Source organism: Mycobacterium shunyiense, from assembly GCF_058270075.1.
Map to the genome: position 1 here is coordinate 1 of NZ_JBZDPU010000037.1, position 18,240 is coordinate 18,240.

Genomic DNA, 18,240 nt, shown 5'->3' on the forward strand with positions numbered 1-18,240 from the left:
GCAGCAGGACCCCGAGTCGCCATGGCCCACAATAACAAACGAGACCGAATTAACGACTCGGGACACTAGAACATGTTCGGCACGCCGGTGTCGAGCCACCCGGGTAGCGTCAGCCTCGTGACGGATCCCGCCCAGACCGAACCGTATTACCGGCTCGGGACCTATCACCGGCCGACGGACACCCCTTCGCCACCGGCCCAGGTCTGGTTCGACCGCGGCATGGTCTGGTCGTACGCCTTCAACCACGAAGAGGCGATCCGGTGCTTCGAGCGTGCCCTGCAACTCGACCCCGAGTTCGCCCTCGCCCGGTGGGGTATCGCCTACGCCGTCGGCCCCAACTACAACAAGGCCTGGGACGCATTCGACCCCGCCGATCTGAGCACATCGCTGACCCGGGCCCGGGCCGAACTCGAGCGCGCTGCGACCGGCCGGGCATCGACGCTGGAACGCGACCTGATCTCCGCGCTGCAGAAGCGATTTCCGACCGCCGACCCCGATGACGATGAAGCCCTGGCGGCCGGGCACGCCGACTACGCCGATGCGATGGCAGCCATGGCCGTGGCCCATCCCGACGACATCGATGTGCAGACCCTGGCCGCCGATGCCCTACTGAACGTGACCGCATGGGCATTGTGGGACGGCCGCACCGGTGAGCCCGCCCCGGGATCTCGTGTGGTGGAGGCCAAACGGATCCTCGACGTCGCGCTGGCGACCGCGGCCGGGCGGCAACACCCAGGGGTGCTGCACCTCTACATCCACGCGATGGAGATGTCGACGACACCACAGGCCGCGCTGCCGGCCGCCGATCTGTTGCGTGGATTGGTGCCCGATGCCGGACACCTGCAACACATGGCCAGCCACATCGACGTGCTGTGCGGCGACTACCGCAGTTCGGTGACGGCCAACCTCGCCGCGGTACACGCCGACCGCAAGTTCGTCGAACGCGAAGGTGCACTCAACTTCTATTCGCTCTACCGTGCCCACGACCTGCATTTCGTGGTGTATTCGGCCATGTTCGAGGGCAGTTCGCAGATCGCGCTGGACGCGGCGGAGGAACTGGCCGCCCAACTGACCCCCGCGGTGCTCTCGGTCGCCTCACCTCCGATGGCCGACTGGCTGGAGGCGTTCGTCCCCTTGCGGGTGCACGTGCTGGTGCGGTTCGGCCGCTGGAACGATCTGATCGCCGAACCTCTTCCCGCCGATCCCGAGCTGTACTGCACCACCACCGCGACGATCCACTACGGCCGGGGCGTCGCCTACGCAGCGACCGGGCAGGTGGAGCAGGCCCGCGCGGAACGGGACAGCTTCGTGGCGGCTTACGCGCGCATTCCCGACTCGCGCTACCTGTTCAACAACACCAGCCTGGACATCCTCGCCATCGCCGAACAGATGCTCAACGGCGAAATCGCCTATCGCGACGGCGATTACGACACTGCCTTCGGCTATCTGCGCCGGGCCATCGAACTCGACGACGCGCTGCCCTACGACGAACCGTGGGGCTGGATGCAACCGACAAGGCACGCCTACGGCGCACTGCTGCTCGAGCAGGGCCACGTCGAGGAGGCCGCCGGAGTCTATGCCGCCGACCTGGGCCTCGATCCGACGCTCAGCCGGTCCAGCCACCATCCGAACAACGTGTGGAGCCTGCACGGCTACCACGAGTGTCTCCGTCGGCTCGGCCGCGACGCCGAGGCCGCCATCATCGGCCAACAACTGGAGTTGGCGCGGGCACGGGCCGACGTTGCCGTGCGCGCCTCCTGCGCCTGCCGCCTCGACGTGGCAGATCCCTGCTGTGGCGGCGCGTGAGCTGCCCGAGGTCGGCACCGGCGTAAACTCGCCTCGTGGCCATCAGCGAGAACGACCTCGGTCAGCTGCGCAAATGTGTCGATTTGGCCCGTGAAGCACTCGAGGACGGCGACGAGCCCTTCGGCTCGATCCTGGTCGACGAGGCGGGGACGACGGTGTTCGCCGACCGCAACCGGGTCAAGGACGGGGATGCCACCCAGCACCCTGAGTTCGCCATCGCCCGCTGGGCCGTCGAGCATCTGAAACCCGAGGACCGGGCCCGCGCCACGGTGTACACCTCCGGCGAACACTGCCCGATGTGCTCGGCGGCGCACGCCTGGGTCGGTCTCGGCCGCATCGTCTACGCCACGTCCTCGGCCCAGCTGAGCGGCTGGCTCGCCGAATGGGGCGTCCCGGCCGGACCGGTGGCACCACTGCCCATCACCACCGTGGCTCCTGGTGTAGACGTGGACGGGCCGGCCACCGAACTGGCCGAGACCATGAAAGACCTGTACGCGGCGAAGTTTCGTGACTGAGCCCGCGTGGATCGCACATGCCATCTGGTGGCAGATCTATCCCCTGGGTTTCGTCGGTGCGTTCCCCGCGGACCCGCCGCCGTCGGCCGACGAGCACCGGTTACGCCGGATCGTCGGCTGGCTGGATCACGCCGTGCAACTCGGCGCCTCGGGCGTCGCGCTCGGACCGATCTTCTCCTCGCGCACCCACGGCTACGACACCACCGATCATTTCCGCATCGATCCGCGCCTGGGTGACGACGAGGACTTCGATCACCTGGTTGCCGAGGCCCGAGGGCGCGGGCTGCGCATCCTGCTCGACGGGGTGTTCAACCATGTCGGCACCGAATTCGCCCAGTACCGGCAGGCGCTCGACGGCGGACCCGACCACCCCGCGTCCCGTTGGTTTCGCCGCCGTGGCAACGGTTTTGACACGTTCGAAGGACACGGCGAGCTGATCGCGCTCAACCACGACGAGCCCGCGGTGGTCGACCACACCGCCTCGGTGTTGCGGCACTGGCTGAGCCGAGGCGCCGACGGTTGGCGCCTCGACGCGGCGTACGCGGTACCCGACCGGTTCTGGGCGCAGGTGCTGCCGTCGGTGCGCCGCGAGTTCCCCGACGCCTGGTTCGTCGGTGAGGTGATCCACGGTGACTATGCCGCGACCGTCGACGCCTCCACCTTCGACTCGGTGACCCAGTACGAACTGTGGAAGGCGATCTGGAGCAGCCTGAACGACGGCAACTTCCACGAACTGGACTGGGGACTCAAGCGGCACAACGACTTTCTCGGCACGTTCGTACCGCTGACCTTCGTGGGCAATCATGACGTGACCCGGATCGCCAGCCAGTTGCAGAATGCCACGCACCTAGAACATGCCCTGGTGTTGCTGCTGACGGTCGGAGGAACCCCGAGCATCTATGCCGGCGACGAGTCGGCCTACCGCGGCGTCAAGGAGGAGCGGCGCGGCGGCGACGATGCCGTGCGGCCGGAATTCACCACGGCACCAGAGGATTCCGATGCGCTGCGACTGCATCAGTATCTGATCGGGCTGCGGCGACGGCATCCGTGGCTGCACACCGCGACCACGTCACCGTTGCTACTGACCAACACGCAGTACGTCTACCGGACCGCCGCCGGTCCCGAATCGCTGATCGTCGCGCTCAACATCGGCGATGCACCGCTGCTCTTGTCGCTGCCCGACCTCGGAGTGGCATCGGGTCGGGTGATCGCGGGGTCGGGTGCACCACCCCAGGACGACCTGAGCCAGACGGAAGTTCCTCCGCACGGTTGGCTGATCATTCAGCCGCACTGAGCATTTCGAGAGTCCTCGGATCACCGAGTCCGTCGTAGAACTTGTCGAGCACGGCCTGGAAATCTGCGCGGTCGGCCGGATCGGCAACAGCGGCGAACAGCGTCATGGAGGAGCGGACCTTCAGGCAGTCCGGCCGGCCGAAGATCTGCTCGGCTGTGCGCCCCTCGACCTGCGCCACCAGCCGAGCGCATTCCCGAAGCCTCGAACCCAGAGTCGAGTGGGCCAGGTACGCACGTGCCTCCTCGGCCGACGCGATGCCGTAGTGGGCAGCCGTCGAGCTCCGGCCGAGCCCGCGCAGCTGGGGGAAGACGAACCAGATCCAGTGACTGCGCTTGCGGCCGTCCCGCAACTCGGCGCAAACGTCGGCATAGACGCCGGCCTGGGCGTCGACGAATCTCTGCAAGTCCAACTGATCAGTCATGACCAAGTTTGTCGCGCAGCCTCACGCAATACATCGTGACAAGCTAATCTTCGGGATTCAATGACTACAACAGCCCCCGCCGAGCGCGTCGCTCCCACCAGGACTGTGCGTCGACGCGTCATGTCCCGGATCAGCATTCAGTCAAAGCTGCTGGTGATGCTGCTGGCGACCAGCATCCTGTCCGCCGCCGTCGTCGGCGCCATCGGCTACCAGTCCGGTAGGTCATCGCTTCGTCAGTCGGTGTTCGACCGGTTGACCGAGGTCCGGGAATCGCAAACACGTCAGCTGGAGTCGAAGTTCGCCGACCTCGAGGATTCCCTGATCGTCTACACCCGGGGAACGACGACGGTCGAGGCCGTCGAGGCATTCTCCAGCGCATTCGGTCAGCTCGGCAACTCGACGATCAACCCACAGCAATGGCAGTCGATCGTCGACTACTACAACGACCAGTTCAAGCCGGTGGAACAGAAGCAGACCGGTGACACCGTGGATGTGGCCCGGCTACTGCCCACCTCCAACGCACAGAAATATCTGCAGGCGAACTACACGGCACCGGTCGCCGACCCGGAGAAGTCGATCAGGGTCGACGACGCCCGTGACGGCAGTGCCTGGTCCGCGGCGAACGCCCGGTTCAACGACTACTTCCGCGAGATCGTCGAACGCTTCCAGTTCGAGGATGCTCTGCTGCTCGACACCGCCGGCAACGTGGTCTACACCGCGTACAAGGGCATCGACCTGGGCACCAACATCGTCACCGGGCCGTACCGGCAGAGCCTGCTGCGCGACGCCTACGAGAAGACCCTGGCGTCCAACACCGTCGACTATGTCGGGGTGACCGATTTCGGTGACTACCAACCGGCCGATGAGCCCACGGCCTGGATGATGGCGCCGGTGGGCCCACCCGGTCGGGTCGAGGGAGTGCTGGCCCTGCAATTCCCGATTTCCAAGATCAACCGGCTCATGACGGCCGACAAGCAGTGGGAAACCGCCGGGATGGGCACCACCGGCGAGACCTTCGTGGTTGGTCCCGATGGTCTCATGAGGTCGGATTCACGTCTGTTCCTGGAGAATCCGCAAAAGTTCGAACGCGACGTCATCGACGCCGGAACACCGCCGGCGGTGGCGCAGAAATCGCTCAGTCAGCACGGAACCACGCTGGTGCAGCCGGTCGAGACGGAGGCCACGCGATCCGCCCTGCGCGGTCAGACCGGGACCGTGATCGAGGACGACTACCTGGGCAACGAGACGCTGCAGGCCTACGCACCGGTGACGCTGCACGGATTGAACTGGTCGATCATCGCCAAGATCGACACGGCGGAGGCCTTCGCGCCCGTGGCGACGTTCACCCGCACCCTGGTGTTGTCGACCGTCGTCATCACCTTCATCGTGTGCCTGGCGGCGATGATGCTGGCCCGGTTGTTCGTCCGGCCACTGCGCAGGCTGGAGGCCGGCGCCCAACAGATCGGCGCAGGCGACTACGACGTGTCGCTTCCCGTGCAATCCAGGGACGAGTTCGGTGATCTGACAACAGCATTCAACGACATGAGCCGCAACCTGGCGATCAAGGAAGATCTGCTCGCCGAGCAGCGCCGGGAGAACGACCGGCTGCTGCGCACGCTCATGCCGGAGTCGGTCGTGCAGCGCTACCGCGACGGCGAGGAGACCATCGCGCAGGACCACCACAACGTGACGGTCCTGTTCGCCGACACGATCGGGTTGGATGAGCTGACCTCCGAGATGCCATCGGAGGAAGCGCTGGCCATCGTCAACCGCCTGGTGCACCAATTCGATGCCGCCGCAGATGATCTCGGCGTAGAACGGGTGCGCACCCTACGCAACGGCTATTGGGCCAGCTCCGGGTTGAGCGTGCCGCGGCTCGACAATGTGCGGCGGACGGTCGACTTCGCCCTCGAAATGCAGCGCATCATCGAACGGTTCAACACCGAGGCCGGGACCGAGCTGGAGCTGCGTGCGGGCATCGATACCGGCGCGGTGAGCAGCGGCCTGGTCGGACGCTCCAACCTGGCTTACGACATGTGGGGTTCGGCGGTCAACCTCGCCTACCGGGTTCAACGCGGCTCACCGCAGCCGGGCGTGTACGTGACCGAGCGGGTGTTCGAGGTGATGGGCGATACCCGCGATCTCGAGCCGGCGGGCACTGTTCAGGTCGACGGGGCAGACGAGCCGATCTGGCAGCTGCGGGACCGACGATGAGCGGCGTGCTCGACGCTCCGTGGTTCTACTGGGCCGTCGGTGTGGCGGTCGGCTTTCCGGTCTGCCTGGTTCTGCTCACCGAACTGCAAAACGCACTGCGCCGGCGCGGCAGCTTCCTGGCCGGTCCGGTTCACCTGGTCCGCACCTACATCCTGCCGCTGGGTGCGCTGCTGATCCTGCTGATCCAGGCGATGCAGATCTCCGGAGAAGCCACGCCGGTGCGGATCGTCTCGACGGTGTTCGGGTTCGTCGTGCTGGTGCTGTTGCTGTCCGGACTCAACGCGACGCTGTTCCAGAGTGCACCGGAAGGCAGCTGGCGCAAACGAATTCCGTCGATCTTCCTCGACGTCGCCCGGTTCGCACTGATCGCCATCGGTATCGGCTTGATCTTCGCCTACATCTGGGGCGCCAACATCGGTGGGCTTTTCACCGCCCTCGGTGTTTCCTCTATCGTGCTGGGCCTGGCCCTGCAGAACTCGGTCGGCCAGATCATCTCCGGGCTTCTCGTGCTGTTCGAGCAGCCGTTCCAACTCGGCGACTGGGTCGATGCGCCGTCGGCGCGCGGACGCGTCGTCGAGGTCAACTGGCGCGCAACACATATCGACACCGGCAGCGGCCTGCAGGTGATCCCGAACTCCGTGCTGGCCGGAGCATCATTCACCAACCTGAGCCGCCCGCTCGGTGCGCACACCATCACGGTGATCACGGTGTTCGCCGTCGATGACGCCCCCGACGAAGTCTGCCGCGTGCTCAACGAGGTGGCCCGCCGACTGCCCCAGCTACGTACCGACGGCACGGTGTCCACGGTCCCGGCCGGCGCATTGCAGTACAAGACCCAGATCCCGCTGCATTCCCCCGCCGACGATTTCTCCGCCAGATCCACCTTCCTTCGCTGGACCTGGTACGCCTCGCGGCGGGCCGGTCTGCACCTGGACGAGGCCGAGGACGAGTTCGCGACCACCGAACGCGTCGAACAAACGCTGCGTCTCATCGCACCGACGCTGCGCCTGAGCCCGGAGGACCAGGGCGAGTTGCTCCCGCACGCCCGGCTCACCCGTTACGGCAGGGACGAGGTCATCCAGGTCGTCGGGCAGGTTCCCAAGCGCATGACTTTCATCGTCGCAGGCACGGTGCAGTTGGCCGTGGCCGGTGCGGACGACCTGTTCGTCCCGGTGCTGTCCCTGGAACAGGGCGACTTTCTCGGGCAGACCGCTCTGACCAGAGAACCGGTCACCACCACGGCATACGCGCTGACCGAGGTCACCGTTGCGCAATTCGACCGCGACTGCATCGAGGATCTGGTGGCGCGAAAGCCGGTGCTGCTTCAGGACATCGGCCGGGCGATCGAGGAGCGCCGGGCCACCGTCAAGCAGGCGCTCACCACGGCCGGACGCTGAGCCTCCAGGCAAAGGGTCTCGGCGCCGAGTTCCAACCGTTAGTAAACCGCGATCTGCGCGACCGGTGTTGTTACGCGTGTGACTGATGTGGCACATGTTTCACTACCGGAGACAAGCGGCAAACTGCTTGAGATACGTGCAGAAAGGACGGTTGGTTGCCGTTATGAAGTTCCTCAACAAGATTCGCGGAGCGTGGACGCGTCGACTGGCGGCCGGGGCAATGGCCGCAGCCACACTTCCCGCGCTGATCGGTATCGCAGGAGGTTCGGCGACCGCTGGCGCATTCTCCCGTCCGGGGCTGCCGGTCGAGTACCTCGATGTGTTCTCGGCGTCGATGAACCGCAACATCCGGGTGCAGTTCCAGGGCGGCGGACCGCATGCGGTCTATCTGCTCGACGGCCTGCGCGCCCAGGACGACTTCAACGGCTGGGACATCAACACCCCGGCGTTCGAGTGGTACAACGACTCGGGCCTGTCGGTGATCATGCCGGTCGGCGGGCAATCCAGCTTCTACACCGACTGGTACCAGCCCTCGAAGGGCAACGGTCAGGACTACACCTACAAGTGGGAGACCTTCCTGACGCAGGAACTCCCCACCTGGCTGGCCGCCAACCGCGGCGTGTCGCAGACCGGCAACGCTGTCGTCGGCATCTCGATGGCGGGCAGCGCGGCGCTGACCTACGCGATCCATCACCCGCAGCAGTTCATCTATGCCGGAACGCTTTCGGGCTTCCTGAACCCGTCCGAGGGCTGGTGGCCGATGCTGATCGGTCTGGCGATGAACGACGCCGGCGGCTACAACGCCGAGAGCATGTGGGGCCCGTCGACCGACGCGGCCTGGAAGCGCAATGACCCGATGGTCAACATCAACCAGCTGGTCGCCAACAACACCCGCCTCTGGATCTACTGCGGCACCGGCACCCCGTCGGACCTCGACGCCGGGACCAACGGCGGCAACCTGATGGCGGCCCAGTTCCTCGAAGGGCTGACACTGCGGACCAACGTCACCTTCCGGGACAACTACATCGCGGCCGGCGGCACCAACGGGGTGTTCAACTTCCCGGCCAACGGAACCCATGCCTGGGGCTACTGGGGACAGCAGCTGCAGCAGATGAAGCCCGACATCCAGCGGGTGCTCGGCGCACAGTCCGCCACCTAGAGATCCACCCACCCGGGGAGCCTGTCGTCACCACTAACGGCAGGCTCCCTGCCTGGTGTCCGGAGTAGGTTGGGTGACGATGACTCAGTCCTCGTCGTCCTCGTCGGGCCCCTCGTCCGAGCCCTCGCCGAACGCGCGCATGCTCGGCGGAGTTGCCGCCGCCGCGGTCGCGCTCGGCGTCGCCACGCTGGCGGGCATTCCGTTTGGGGCACCGGCCGATCCACGCAACGCGGTCGGCTCGGCGGTCGTGGACCTGACCCCGGGTCCGGTCAAGGAATGGGTGATTCAAACCCTGGGCAGCCTGGACAAGCTGTTTCTCGCCGTCGTCGTGCTGGCGGTCATCGCCACCGTCGCCGCCCTCGCCGCGACGTACGAGACCAGGCACCGTCCGATCGGCAGCGCGATCTTCGTCGTCGCCGGACTGATCGCCTGCGCGGCCGTCCTCTCCCGGCCCGGCGCAGCAGTGCTCGACATCGTGCCCACGGTGGTGGGCACCGCATGTGGGGTGGCGGCGCTGCGACTGCTCGTGCAGCGGGTCTGGACCACCCCCGACGCCGATGCCGCTGCCGCTGCCGCTGCCGCTGCCGACGCCGACGCCGACGCCGATACTGAAGCCGAGCACGTCGACACCTCCAGAAGGACATGGTTGGCCACCGCCGGTCTACTCGGATTCGCCGCGGCGACCGGGCTTCTCGGTTTCGTCGTCACCCGGGTGACGAGTTCGGTCGCGGCAGAACGCGAAATCTCGGTACTGCCCCGGCCCCGCGTGCCGGCTCCCCCGGTTCCGCCTGACGTCCAACCGAAAAACGTTGCCCTGCCGAGTTTCATCACGGACAGCGCCGACTTCTACCGTGTCGACACCGCGCTCAGCGTTCCCCAGCTGAGCCGCGACGCGTGGCGGCTACGCATTCACGGCATGGTCGCCCAAGAGATCACCTACAGCTTCGACGATCTTGCCCGGTTCGAAGCCGTCGAGAAGGCCGTCACACTCACGTGCGTGTCCAATCAAGTTGGTGGCGACCTGATCTCGAACGGGATGTGGACCGGCTACCGACTCGCCGACCTGCTGCGGGCGGCGGGTGTGGACCCGGGCGCGGACATGTTGCTGTCGACCTCGGTCGACGGATTCACCGTGGGCACACCGGTCGAAGCCCTGAACGATGGCCGCGACGCGCTGTTGGCCGTCGGCCTCAACGGACAGCCGCTACCCGTCGAGCACGGCTACCCGGCTCGGCTGGTGATCGCCGGACTCTACGGCTACGTGTCGGCCACCAAATGGGTCACCGATCTGGAATTGACCCGCTTCGACCGGGCCGAGGCCTATTGGACCAGACAGGGCTGGGCGCCGCGCGCCCCGATCAAGACCGAGTCACGCATCGACGTCCCGAAGCGGGGCCAGCAGGTGCCGGCGGGGCCGACGATATTCGGCGGTGTGGCCTGGGCGCAGAACCGGGGCGTCCGCGGCGTCGAGGTCCGAATCGACGACGGCCCATGGCAACCCGCCCAACTGGGGGCCGCCTATTCCGACCAGACCTGGCGGTTGTGGAGCCTGCCCTGGGAGGCGAGCGGCCCAGGCGACCACACCATCACGGTGCGGGCCACCGACAACACCGGGGCGGTTCAGACGTCAGACCAAGCCTCGACCGTGCCCGACGGCGCCACCGGCTGGCATACGGTGTACTTCACCGTGGCGTGACGCTATTTCGACGAGAGCTTGCGCCAGCTGAAAGCCGCGATCACGATGCCGATCACCGCGGTGATCGGACCGATGACCGACCAGGTGACGGTGTTGCTCATCGGGCTGCCCTGCAGCACCCCGAATCCCTGTAGCGCCCAGATGAGACCGAACAGCGCCACGAGCACACCGACCGCGAACGCCACGACATATCCCCTGTTCATGATTGGGATGCTACGTCGCGCAGGCACCGTCGGTCACGGCTGCAGCACCAATTTCCCTCTGGTATGGCGCTTTTCCAGCTCGGTGTAAGCAGCCCGGACATCGTCGAGGGCGAACACTCCGGCAATCGGCACGTCGAGTTCCCCGTCGGCTGCGAGATTCGCCAACTCCGCGATGATCGCGATGTCAGCGCCCTCGGCATTTCCGGCACTCTGGACACCGAACTCCTCGATGGCCGGGAAATCAATGATGGTGTCGACGCGTTCGGGAGTCACGCCCAGCTCGTCGATGGCCAGCTTCACGTATCCGCCGCCGAAGAAATCGAGGAAAGCGTCGATGCGCCCCGACGGGGACGCGGCGCGGATCCGGGCGGCCAGAGCGTCGCCGTAGTTGACCGGGATGGCGCCGTGCGCCCGCAGCCAGTCATCGTTCGCGGACCCGGCGATGCCGAGCACTGTGGCGCCGGCGCGCTTGGCGAGCTGCACCGCGATGGTGCCGACACCGCCGGCGGCACCCGCGATCGCCACCGTGTCCCCGGGCTGCAGTCGCACGGCGCGTACCGCGGCGTAGGCCGTGGCCCCCACGACATACAGCGATCCGGCTACCTCCCACGGCAGGGCGGGCGGCTTGGGAGCCAACTGGGTGACGGGCACGGCCACGTATTCGGCGTGGCTGGCGCGCGCGTCGGTGAACCCGAGAACCTCGTCCCCGACCTCGAACCCGGTCACCTCCGGCCCGAGCTCCGCCACCACACCCGCGAGGTCGCTGCCCTGCCCCGAGGGAAAAGTGGCCGGAAACCGGTCGTGCAGCGCACCACGACGGATCATGGCCTCACCGGGATTGATCCCGGCGGCGCGGACCTTCACGAGCACCTCGCCGACAGCCGGCACGGGCCGCGGCACATCACGGACCTGCAGGACGTCGATCCCGCCGTATTCATCGAACTGAACTGCCTTGCTCATACGGCCTACGACGAATCGGCAGCCGAAAACATTCCGGACTGCCCGCATCTGTCCGACCCCGGGCGTAATATCGCACACATGTTCGAATCGATCGCGAAGGTTGATCCCACCGCCGACGAGGCGGCGCTGCAGGACCGAATCGCCGAACTCGAACGCCTCAAATGCGCCGCCGCAGCCGGACAAGCCCGCGCCACCGTCGCCCTGGAGTCCGCCCGACACGCCGCCGAAGCCGCCACCAGGGTCCCCGTCACACGACGTGGCCGCGGGCTGGGTTCAGAGATCGGACTGGCCCGCATGGATTCACCGGCCAACGGCCGCCAACACCTCTCCGAGGCCCGCATCCTCGTCCACGACCTGCCCCACACCCTCGCTGCCCTGGAATGCGGGGTACTCACCGAAGCCCGCGCCCGTCTGATCGTCCGCGAAGCTGCCTGCCTGTCCCCCGCCGACCGGAACCGCCTCGACCATCAACTCTGCGCCGACCACACCAGCCTGATCGGCCTCGGCGACACCCGCATCCGCAACGACGCCAAAACCATTGCCTACCAACTCGACCCGATAGCCGTCATCGACCGCGCCGCCCGCGCACCCGAAGACCGCAATGTCACCTTCCGCCCCGCTCCCGACGCCATGGCCTTTGTCACCGCACTGCTGCCCGCCACCGACGCGGCATCCGTGCGCTCCGCACTCACCGATGCAGCCGACCGCTGTGCCGACGGCCGCAACCGCGGCCAAGCCATGGCCGACACCCTGGTAGCCCGCGTCACCGGCCGCGACGTCACCACACCGGTCCCGGTCGCGGTCGACCTCGTGCTCTCCGACGACACCCTGTTCGCCGGCGGGACCCAACCCGCATACCTGCAGGGCCACGGGCCCATCCCCGCCGCAACGGCACGACACATGATCGGCAACGCACTCGCCCATGACGACTCCTGGGCCACCCTGCGACGGCTCTATGCAGCCCCCGACACCGGTGCCCTCGTCGCCATGGAGTCCCGATCGCGACGCTTCCCGAAAGGCCTCGCCCGGTTCATCACGCTCCGCGATCAAACCTGCCGCACCCCGTACTGCGATGCCCGGATCCGCCACATCGACCACATCGACCCCCACCACAACCACGGGCCGACCTCCGCGGCCAATGGCCAAGGGCTCTGCGAACACTGCAACTACGCCAAAGAAGCACCCGGGTGGCAGGTCGTGGCCGGAGTCGACGAGTGCGGCCGCCACACCACCGACCACATCACCCCCACCGGCGCCACCTACCGATCCACCGCGCCGCCACTGGCCGGCGGCCTGCGGATACTCACCCGCGAAATCCACGTCGTGATCAACAAACGCGCCGCTTAGCTTCCGTTCACTCACGGCGAACTCGGACACCCGGACGCGCAGGGAACAAACCTGGCCCCACCAAGGTTGAGCGCATCAGACTGAACTTTGGAGGTATTGATGCCTGAACAAATCGCAGTGCCCGTCCTGTTCTTGAGTGAGCCGATCGTGCTGCCCGGAATGGTGGTGCCCGTCGAACTCGACGACGCCGCCCGCGCGGCCGTCGACGCCGCTCAGGCCAGCGAATCGGGCAAGCTGCTGATCGCGCCCCGCCTGGACGACCGCTACCCCACACACGGGGTGATCGCGTCGATCGTGCAGGTCGGGCGCATGCCCGGCGGGGCAGAAGCCGCCGTCGTGCGCGGTGAACGCCGTGCGCACATCGGCTCCGGAACCACCGGGCCGGGCGCGGCCCTGTGGGTCGAGGTGGAAGAAGCCGCCGAACCCGAATCGGTGACCGACGACACCAAGGCGCTGGCCGCCGAGTACAAGAAGCTGCTGCTGGCCATGCTGCAGCGGCGCGAGGCCTGGCAGATCGTCGACGTGGTCAACAAGATCACCGACCCGTCGGCCCTGGCCGACACGGCCGGCTACGCCTCGTACCTGACCGATGTGCAGAAGCGTCAGCTCCTGGAGACCGAGGACGCGGCCGAGCGGCTGCGTGTGCTCATCGACTGGACCGGCGAGCACCTGGCCGAGGTCGAGGTCAACGACAAGATCGCCGAGGACGTCCGGTCCGGGATGGACAAGCAGCAGAAGGAATTCCTGCTGCGCCAGCAGCTGGCGGCCATCCGTAAGGAGCTGGGCGAAGGCGAACCCGAGGGCTCAGACGACTACCGGGCCCGCGTCGAGGCCGCCGACCTTCCGGAAAAGGTGCGGGAGGCGGCGCTGCGCGAGGTCGGCAAGCTGGAACGCTCCAGCGACCAGAGCCCCGAGGGCGGCTGGATCCGAACCTGGCTGGACACCGTGCTGGATCTGCCGTGGAACGAGCGCACCGAGGATTCGACCGACCTCAAGGGTGCCCGCGAGATCCTGGACGCCGACCACCACGGACTGGACGACGTCAAAGACCGCATCGTCGAATACCTGGCCGTCCGGGCCCGTCGGGCCCAGCGCGGCATGGCCGTCGTCGGCGGACGTGGTTCGGGTGCCGTGATGGTGCTGGCCGGTCCGCCCGGGGTCGGCAAGACCTCGCTGGGAGAGTCCGTGGCCCGCGCGCTGGGTCGCAAGTTCGTGCGCGTCGCCCTGGGCGGCGTCCGTGACGAGGCCGAGATCCGTGGCCACCGGCGCACCTACGTCGGGGCGCTACCCGGCCGCGTCGTTCGGGCCATCGGCGAAGCGGGCTCGATGAATCCTGTTGTGCTGCTGGACGAGATCGACAAGGTGGGCTCCGACTACCGAGGCGATCCGTCGGCCGCGCTGCTGGAGGTGCTCGACCCGGCGCAGAACCACACGTTCCGCGACCACTACCTGGAGCTGGATCTGGATCTGTCCGACGTGGTGTTCCTGGCGACAGCCAACGTCATCGAGAACATCCCGTCCGCGCTGCTGGACCGCATGGAGCTGATCCAGCTCGACGGCTACACCGAGGACGACAAGGTCGCCATCGCCCGTGACTACCTGCTCCCCCGGCAGGCCGAGCGGGCGGCGCTGACCGATGCCGAGGTGACGGTGACGGACGCGGCACTGCGCAAGATCGCCGCGGACTACACCCGCGAGCCGGGCGTCCGGCAGTTCGAGCGGTTGCTGGCCAAGGCGCTGCGCAAGGTGACCACGAAGTTGGACTCGACAGAATCCCCCATCACGATTGATGAGCCGAATCTGGTTGAGTACCTGGGCCGTCCGCGGTTCACGCCGGAATCCACCGAACGCACCGCGGTGCCGGGTGTGGCGACCGGTCTGGCCGTGACCGGCCTGGGCGGCGACGTGCTCTACATCGAGGCCAACTCGAACGAGGGCGAGTCCGGGTTGAAGCTGACCGGTCAGCTGGGCGACGTCATGAAGGAGTCGGCGCAGATCGCGCTGTCCTACGTGCGGGCCCACGCCGAACAGCTGGGCGTCGATCCCAAGGCACTGGACCGCCAGATCCACGTTCACGTGCCCGCGGGCGCGGTGCCCAAGGACGGGCCGTCGGCCGGCGTCACCATGGTGACCGCGCTGGTGTCGATGGCCACCGGGCGGCAGGTGCGCGGCGATGTCGGCATGACCGGTGAGGTCACGCTGAACGGCCGGGTGCTGCCCATCGGTGGCGTTAAGCAGAAGCTGCTGGCGGCGCAGCGGGCCGGGTTGAAGACCGTGTTCATCCCGGCGCGCAACGAGCCCGATCTGGATGAGGTTCCGGCCGAGGTGCTGGAGGCTTTGGAGGTCAAGCCGATGACCGACGTGGCCGACATCATCGCCCTGGCGCTGGAACCCGTCCGCGAGTCGACGTCGGCCGCCGCGTAAAGCAGCCGACGGCTTCCCGTCAAAACCGCCGTCCGCCGTTGTGACCGAAAGTCGCAACGGCGGACGGTTTATTTATTCGGTATTTGGGTCAATCTGGCGGCGATGGACGAAAGCGAGCTCGACCAGTGGGACCCCGCCGTCACCCGACAGATGAGGTCGTTGGCGGGACCAATCGCGAAGTGGTGGTTCCGCTCCGAGGTCCGCGGTCTGGAGAACATCCCGGGACACGGCGGTGCGCTCGTGGTCGCGAATCACTCCGGCGGCATGCTGACGCCCGACGTCCTGGTCTTCGCGCCGGAGTTCTACCGCCACTTCGGATACGACCGTCCGCTGTACACGCTCGCCCATTACGGCGTACTGCTCGGTCCGACCGGGGATCTGTTCCGGCGGCTCGGGGTGATCCACGCCAGCCGGGAGAACGCTGCGGCTGCCCTGCAGTCCCGCGCGGTGGTGCTGGTGTTTCCCGGCGGCGACTACGACGCCTACCGGCCCACCTCCGAGTCGAACACCATCGACTTCAACGGGCGAACCGGATACGTCCGCACCGCGCTCGCCGCCGGTGTCCCGATCGTGCCGACCGTCTCGATCGGCGCCCAGGAAAGCCAGCTGTTCCTGACCCGGGGCAACTGGCTGGCCAAGCGCCTCGGGCTGCCCCGCATCCGCCTGGACATCCTGCCGGTGAGCATCGGGCTTCCGTTCGGCCTCAGCGTCCTCGTGCCACCCAACCTGCCCCTGCCGACCAAGATCGTCACCGAGGTCGTGCCCCCGATCGACATCACAGCCCGCTTCGGCGCCGACCCTGATGTCGACGCCGTCGACGCGCACATCCGGGAAGTCATGCAGACGGCACTGAACCGGCTCGCCTCACAGCGCCGGTTCCCGATACTGGGCTAGCCGCCGAGGAAATGCCGGGCTGGCTGCAGCCGTCATCTCCTCGCCTGCAATCCTTCACGGTGTGACGTCAGATACATCCACGGACGAACGGCACCTTTCCCGTCAGCTGTCGAACCGGCACATCCAGCTGATCGCCATCGGTGGCGCGATCGGAACGGGCCTGTTCATGGGCTCCGGAAAAACCATCTCGCTGGCCGGCCCGTCGGTGCTCTTCGTCTACATGATCATCGGCTTCATGCTGTTCTTCGTCATGCGGGCCATGGGCGAACTGCTGCTGTCCAACCTGCATTACAAGTCGTTCGCCGATTTCGCCGCGGACCTGCTCGGCCCGTGGGCGGGGTTCTTCACCGGCTGGACGTACTGGTTCTGCTGGATCGTCACGGGCGTGGCCGACGTGGTGGTGATCGCCGGCTACGTGGCCTTCTGGTGGCCGGACCTGCCGCTGTGGATACCAGCGCTCGCCACGGTCGTGGTGCTCATCGGACTGAACCTTCCGACCGTGCGGGCGTTCGGTGAGACCGAGTTCTGGTTCGCCTTGATCAAGATCATCGCGATCGTGACGTTGATCGTGATCGGCCTGGTCATGATCTTCACTAGCTTCACCGCCCCCACCGGCGCCCAGGCGTCCTTCGCGAATCTGTGGAACGACGGCGGCTTCTTCCCCACCGGTCCAATGGGATTCGTGGCCGGATTCCAGATCGCGACCTTCGCGTTCGTCGGGATCGAACTGGTGGGCACCACCGCCGCCGAGGCCAAGGACCCCGAGCGCAACCTGCCCAAGGCGATCAACTCGATCCCGGTGCGCGTCATGCTCTTCTATGTCGCCGCGCTGACCATCATCATCGCGGTCACGCCGTGGCGCGAGATCGATCCCAAGCTCAGCCCTTTCGTCGCCATGTTCAGCCTCGCGGGCCTGGGGATCGCGGCGTCGGTGGTCAACTTCGTGGTGCTCACCTCGGCGACGTCGTCGGCCAACTCCGGTATCTACTCGACGTCCCGAATGGTCTACGGCCTGGCCGCCGAAGGTGACGCACCCGGACTGTTCGGTCGGCTGACCTCGCGACGCGTGCCCGCCAATGCGTTGTTCCTGTCCGGCGTGTTCCTGCTGTCGGGTGTGGTGATGGTGGCCGCCGGCGACTCGATCGTCGCCGCGTTCACGTTGGTCACGACGATCTCGTCGCTGTGCTTCATCTTCGTCTGGACGATCATCCTGGTGAGCTACCTCGTCTACCGGAAGCGTCGGCCGGAACTGCACGAGGCATCGAAGTTCAAGATGCCCGGCGGCGTCGTGATGTGTTACGTCGTCCTGGCCTTCTTCGCGTTCCTGCTGTGGGCGTTCACTCAGAAGGAAGACACCCTGCAGGCCGAACTGGTGACACCCGCGTGGTTCCTGGTTCTGGGTATCGCCTGGATGGTGTTGCGGCGTCGCCCAGGACATCTGGCCCGCGAAGCCAAGTTCCACGCCGACCTCGAGTCCGCCGAGTCGAAGGATTCCGACTGATCCTCGGTAGGGTTGCGCCATGGTGGACCTTCGTGATCTGAAGCGACGCGTCATCCACGGCGCCCAACGCCGCATCGTCAACCCGGTCGGGCGCCAACTCCCCCTGACCATGCTCGAGACCGTCGGCCGCAAAACCGGCCAACCGCGGCACACCGCCGTGGGCGGCCGGGTCATCGGAAAGTCCTTCTGGATGGTGTCCGAGCACGGCGACCGATCGCACTATGTGCTGAACATCAAGGCCGATCCTGCGGTACGCGTCCGGATCAACGGGACCTGGCGGACCGGAACGGCGCATCTGCTGCCCGACGACGACCCGGTGGCCCGGCTCAAAGAGCTACCGACGCTCAACAGCGCGGTGGTCCGCACCGTGGGCAGCGACCTGCTCACCGTTCGCATCGATCTCGACTGA

15 protein-coding genes are annotated in these 18,240 nt (G+C 66.8%); 12 read left to right on the forward strand and 3 right to left on the reverse strand.

What is annotated here, in order from left to right:
- Nucleotides 1-72 precede the first annotated feature (72 nt).
- Genes AC4ELH_RS29485 through AC4ELH_RS29495 form a run of 3 tightly spaced genes read left to right on the forward strand, consistent with a single transcriptional unit; the run spans nucleotide 73 to nucleotide 3,615 of the window.
- Entirely contained in the window at nucleotides 73-1,806 is a 1,734-nt protein-coding gene (locus AC4ELH_RS29485) for a tetratricopeptide repeat protein (RefSeq protein WP_498888376.1), read from the forward strand.
- Between the two features lie 35 nt (nucleotides 1,807-1,841).
- Nucleotides 1,842-2,321, forward strand: a complete 480-nt coding sequence (locus AC4ELH_RS29490) for a nucleoside deaminase (RefSeq protein WP_448447173.1) — start codon at nucleotides 1,842-1,844, stop codon at nucleotides 2,319-2,321.
- On the forward strand, nucleotides 2,314-3,615 hold the full coding sequence (locus AC4ELH_RS29495) for an alpha-amylase family protein (protein ID WP_448447171.1): 1,302 nt from the start codon (nucleotides 2,314-2,316) through the stop codon (nucleotides 3,613-3,615). The genes AC4ELH_RS29490 and AC4ELH_RS29495 overlap by 8 nt, the downstream gene beginning before the upstream one ends.
- Here the strand turns inward: AC4ELH_RS29495 and AC4ELH_RS29500 are convergent.
- The gene (locus AC4ELH_RS29500; RefSeq protein ID WP_448447169.1) at nucleotides 3,599-4,036 is read right to left on the reverse strand and encodes a DUF1810 domain-containing protein; all 438 of its coding nucleotides are present in this window, start codon (nucleotides 4,034-4,036) and stop codon (nucleotides 3,599-3,601) included. The genes AC4ELH_RS29495 and AC4ELH_RS29500 overlap by 17 nt on opposite strands.
- 60 nt (nucleotides 4,037-4,096) lie before the next feature.
- Between AC4ELH_RS29500 and AC4ELH_RS29505 the strand changes: the two genes are divergently transcribed.
- The 4 genes from AC4ELH_RS29505 (at nucleotide 4,097) to AC4ELH_RS29520 (ending at nucleotide 10,502) form a co-directional block, all read left to right on the forward strand.
- A complete protein-coding gene (locus AC4ELH_RS29505; protein ID WP_448447167.1) occupies nucleotides 4,097-6,250 on the forward strand; it encodes an adenylate/guanylate cyclase domain-containing protein in 2,154 nt (717 codons plus the stop codon).
- Complete coding sequence (locus AC4ELH_RS29510) at nucleotides 6,247-7,647, forward strand: mechanosensitive ion channel family protein (RefSeq protein ID WP_064879892.1); 1,401 nt, start codon at nucleotides 6,247-6,249, stop codon at nucleotides 7,645-7,647. The genes AC4ELH_RS29505 and AC4ELH_RS29510 overlap by 4 nt, the downstream gene beginning before the upstream one ends.
- A gap of 163 nt (nucleotides 7,648-7,810) precedes the next feature.
- Entirely contained in the window at nucleotides 7,811-8,806 is a 996-nt protein-coding gene (locus tag AC4ELH_RS29515; protein WP_064879890.1) for an esterase family protein, read from the forward strand.
- Between the two features lie 79 nt (nucleotides 8,807-8,885).
- Nucleotides 8,886-10,502 carry a molybdopterin-dependent oxidoreductase gene (locus AC4ELH_RS29520; protein ID WP_498888438.1) on the forward strand — a complete coding sequence of 539 codons (1,617 nt, stop codon included), beginning with the start codon at nucleotides 8,886-8,888 and terminating at the stop codon, nucleotides 10,500-10,502.
- A 2-nt stretch (nucleotides 10,503-10,504) separates the two neighbouring features.
- Here AC4ELH_RS29520 and AC4ELH_RS29525 read toward each other — a convergent pair whose 3' ends face one another.
- Complete coding sequence (locus AC4ELH_RS29525; RefSeq protein WP_064879886.1) at nucleotides 10,505-10,705, reverse strand: hypothetical protein; 201 nt, start codon at nucleotides 10,703-10,705, stop codon at nucleotides 10,505-10,507.
- A 33-nt stretch (nucleotides 10,706-10,738) separates the two neighbouring features.
- Nucleotides 10,739-11,665 (reverse strand): NADP-dependent oxidoreductase, encoded by a 927-nt coding sequence (locus AC4ELH_RS29530; RefSeq protein ID WP_498888380.1) that lies wholly within the window; start codon nucleotides 11,663-11,665, stop codon nucleotides 10,739-10,741.
- Between the two features lie 78 nt (nucleotides 11,666-11,743).
- Between AC4ELH_RS29530 and AC4ELH_RS29535 the strand changes: the two genes are divergently transcribed.
- The 5 genes from AC4ELH_RS29535 (at nucleotide 11,744) to AC4ELH_RS29555 (ending at nucleotide 18,240) form a co-directional block, all read left to right on the forward strand.
- The gene (locus tag AC4ELH_RS29535; RefSeq protein ID WP_498888382.1) at nucleotides 11,744-13,012 is read left to right on the forward strand and encodes an HNH endonuclease; all 1,269 of its coding nucleotides are present in this window, start codon (nucleotides 11,744-11,746) and stop codon (nucleotides 13,010-13,012) included.
- Nucleotides 13,013-13,111: 99 nt separating this feature from the next.
- On the forward strand, nucleotides 13,112-15,436 hold the full coding sequence (gene lon / locus AC4ELH_RS29540) for an endopeptidase La (protein ID WP_448447162.1): 2,325 nt from the start codon (nucleotides 13,112-13,114) through the stop codon (nucleotides 15,434-15,436).
- Between the two features lie 102 nt (nucleotides 15,437-15,538).
- Entirely contained in the window at nucleotides 15,539-16,330 is a 792-nt protein-coding gene (locus AC4ELH_RS29545; protein ID WP_448447160.1) for a lysophospholipid acyltransferase family protein, read from the forward strand.
- Between the two features lie 61 nt (nucleotides 16,331-16,391).
- Entirely contained in the window at nucleotides 16,392-17,831 is a 1,440-nt protein-coding gene (gene cycA / locus AC4ELH_RS29550; RefSeq protein ID WP_064959155.1) for a D-serine/D-alanine/glycine transporter, read from the forward strand.
- A gap of 19 nt (nucleotides 17,832-17,850) precedes the next feature.
- Nucleotides 17,851-18,240: a nitroreductase/quinone reductase family protein gene (locus AC4ELH_RS29555; protein WP_064879874.1), complete on the forward strand. Its 390-nt coding sequence runs from the start codon at nucleotides 17,851-17,853 to the stop codon at nucleotides 18,238-18,240.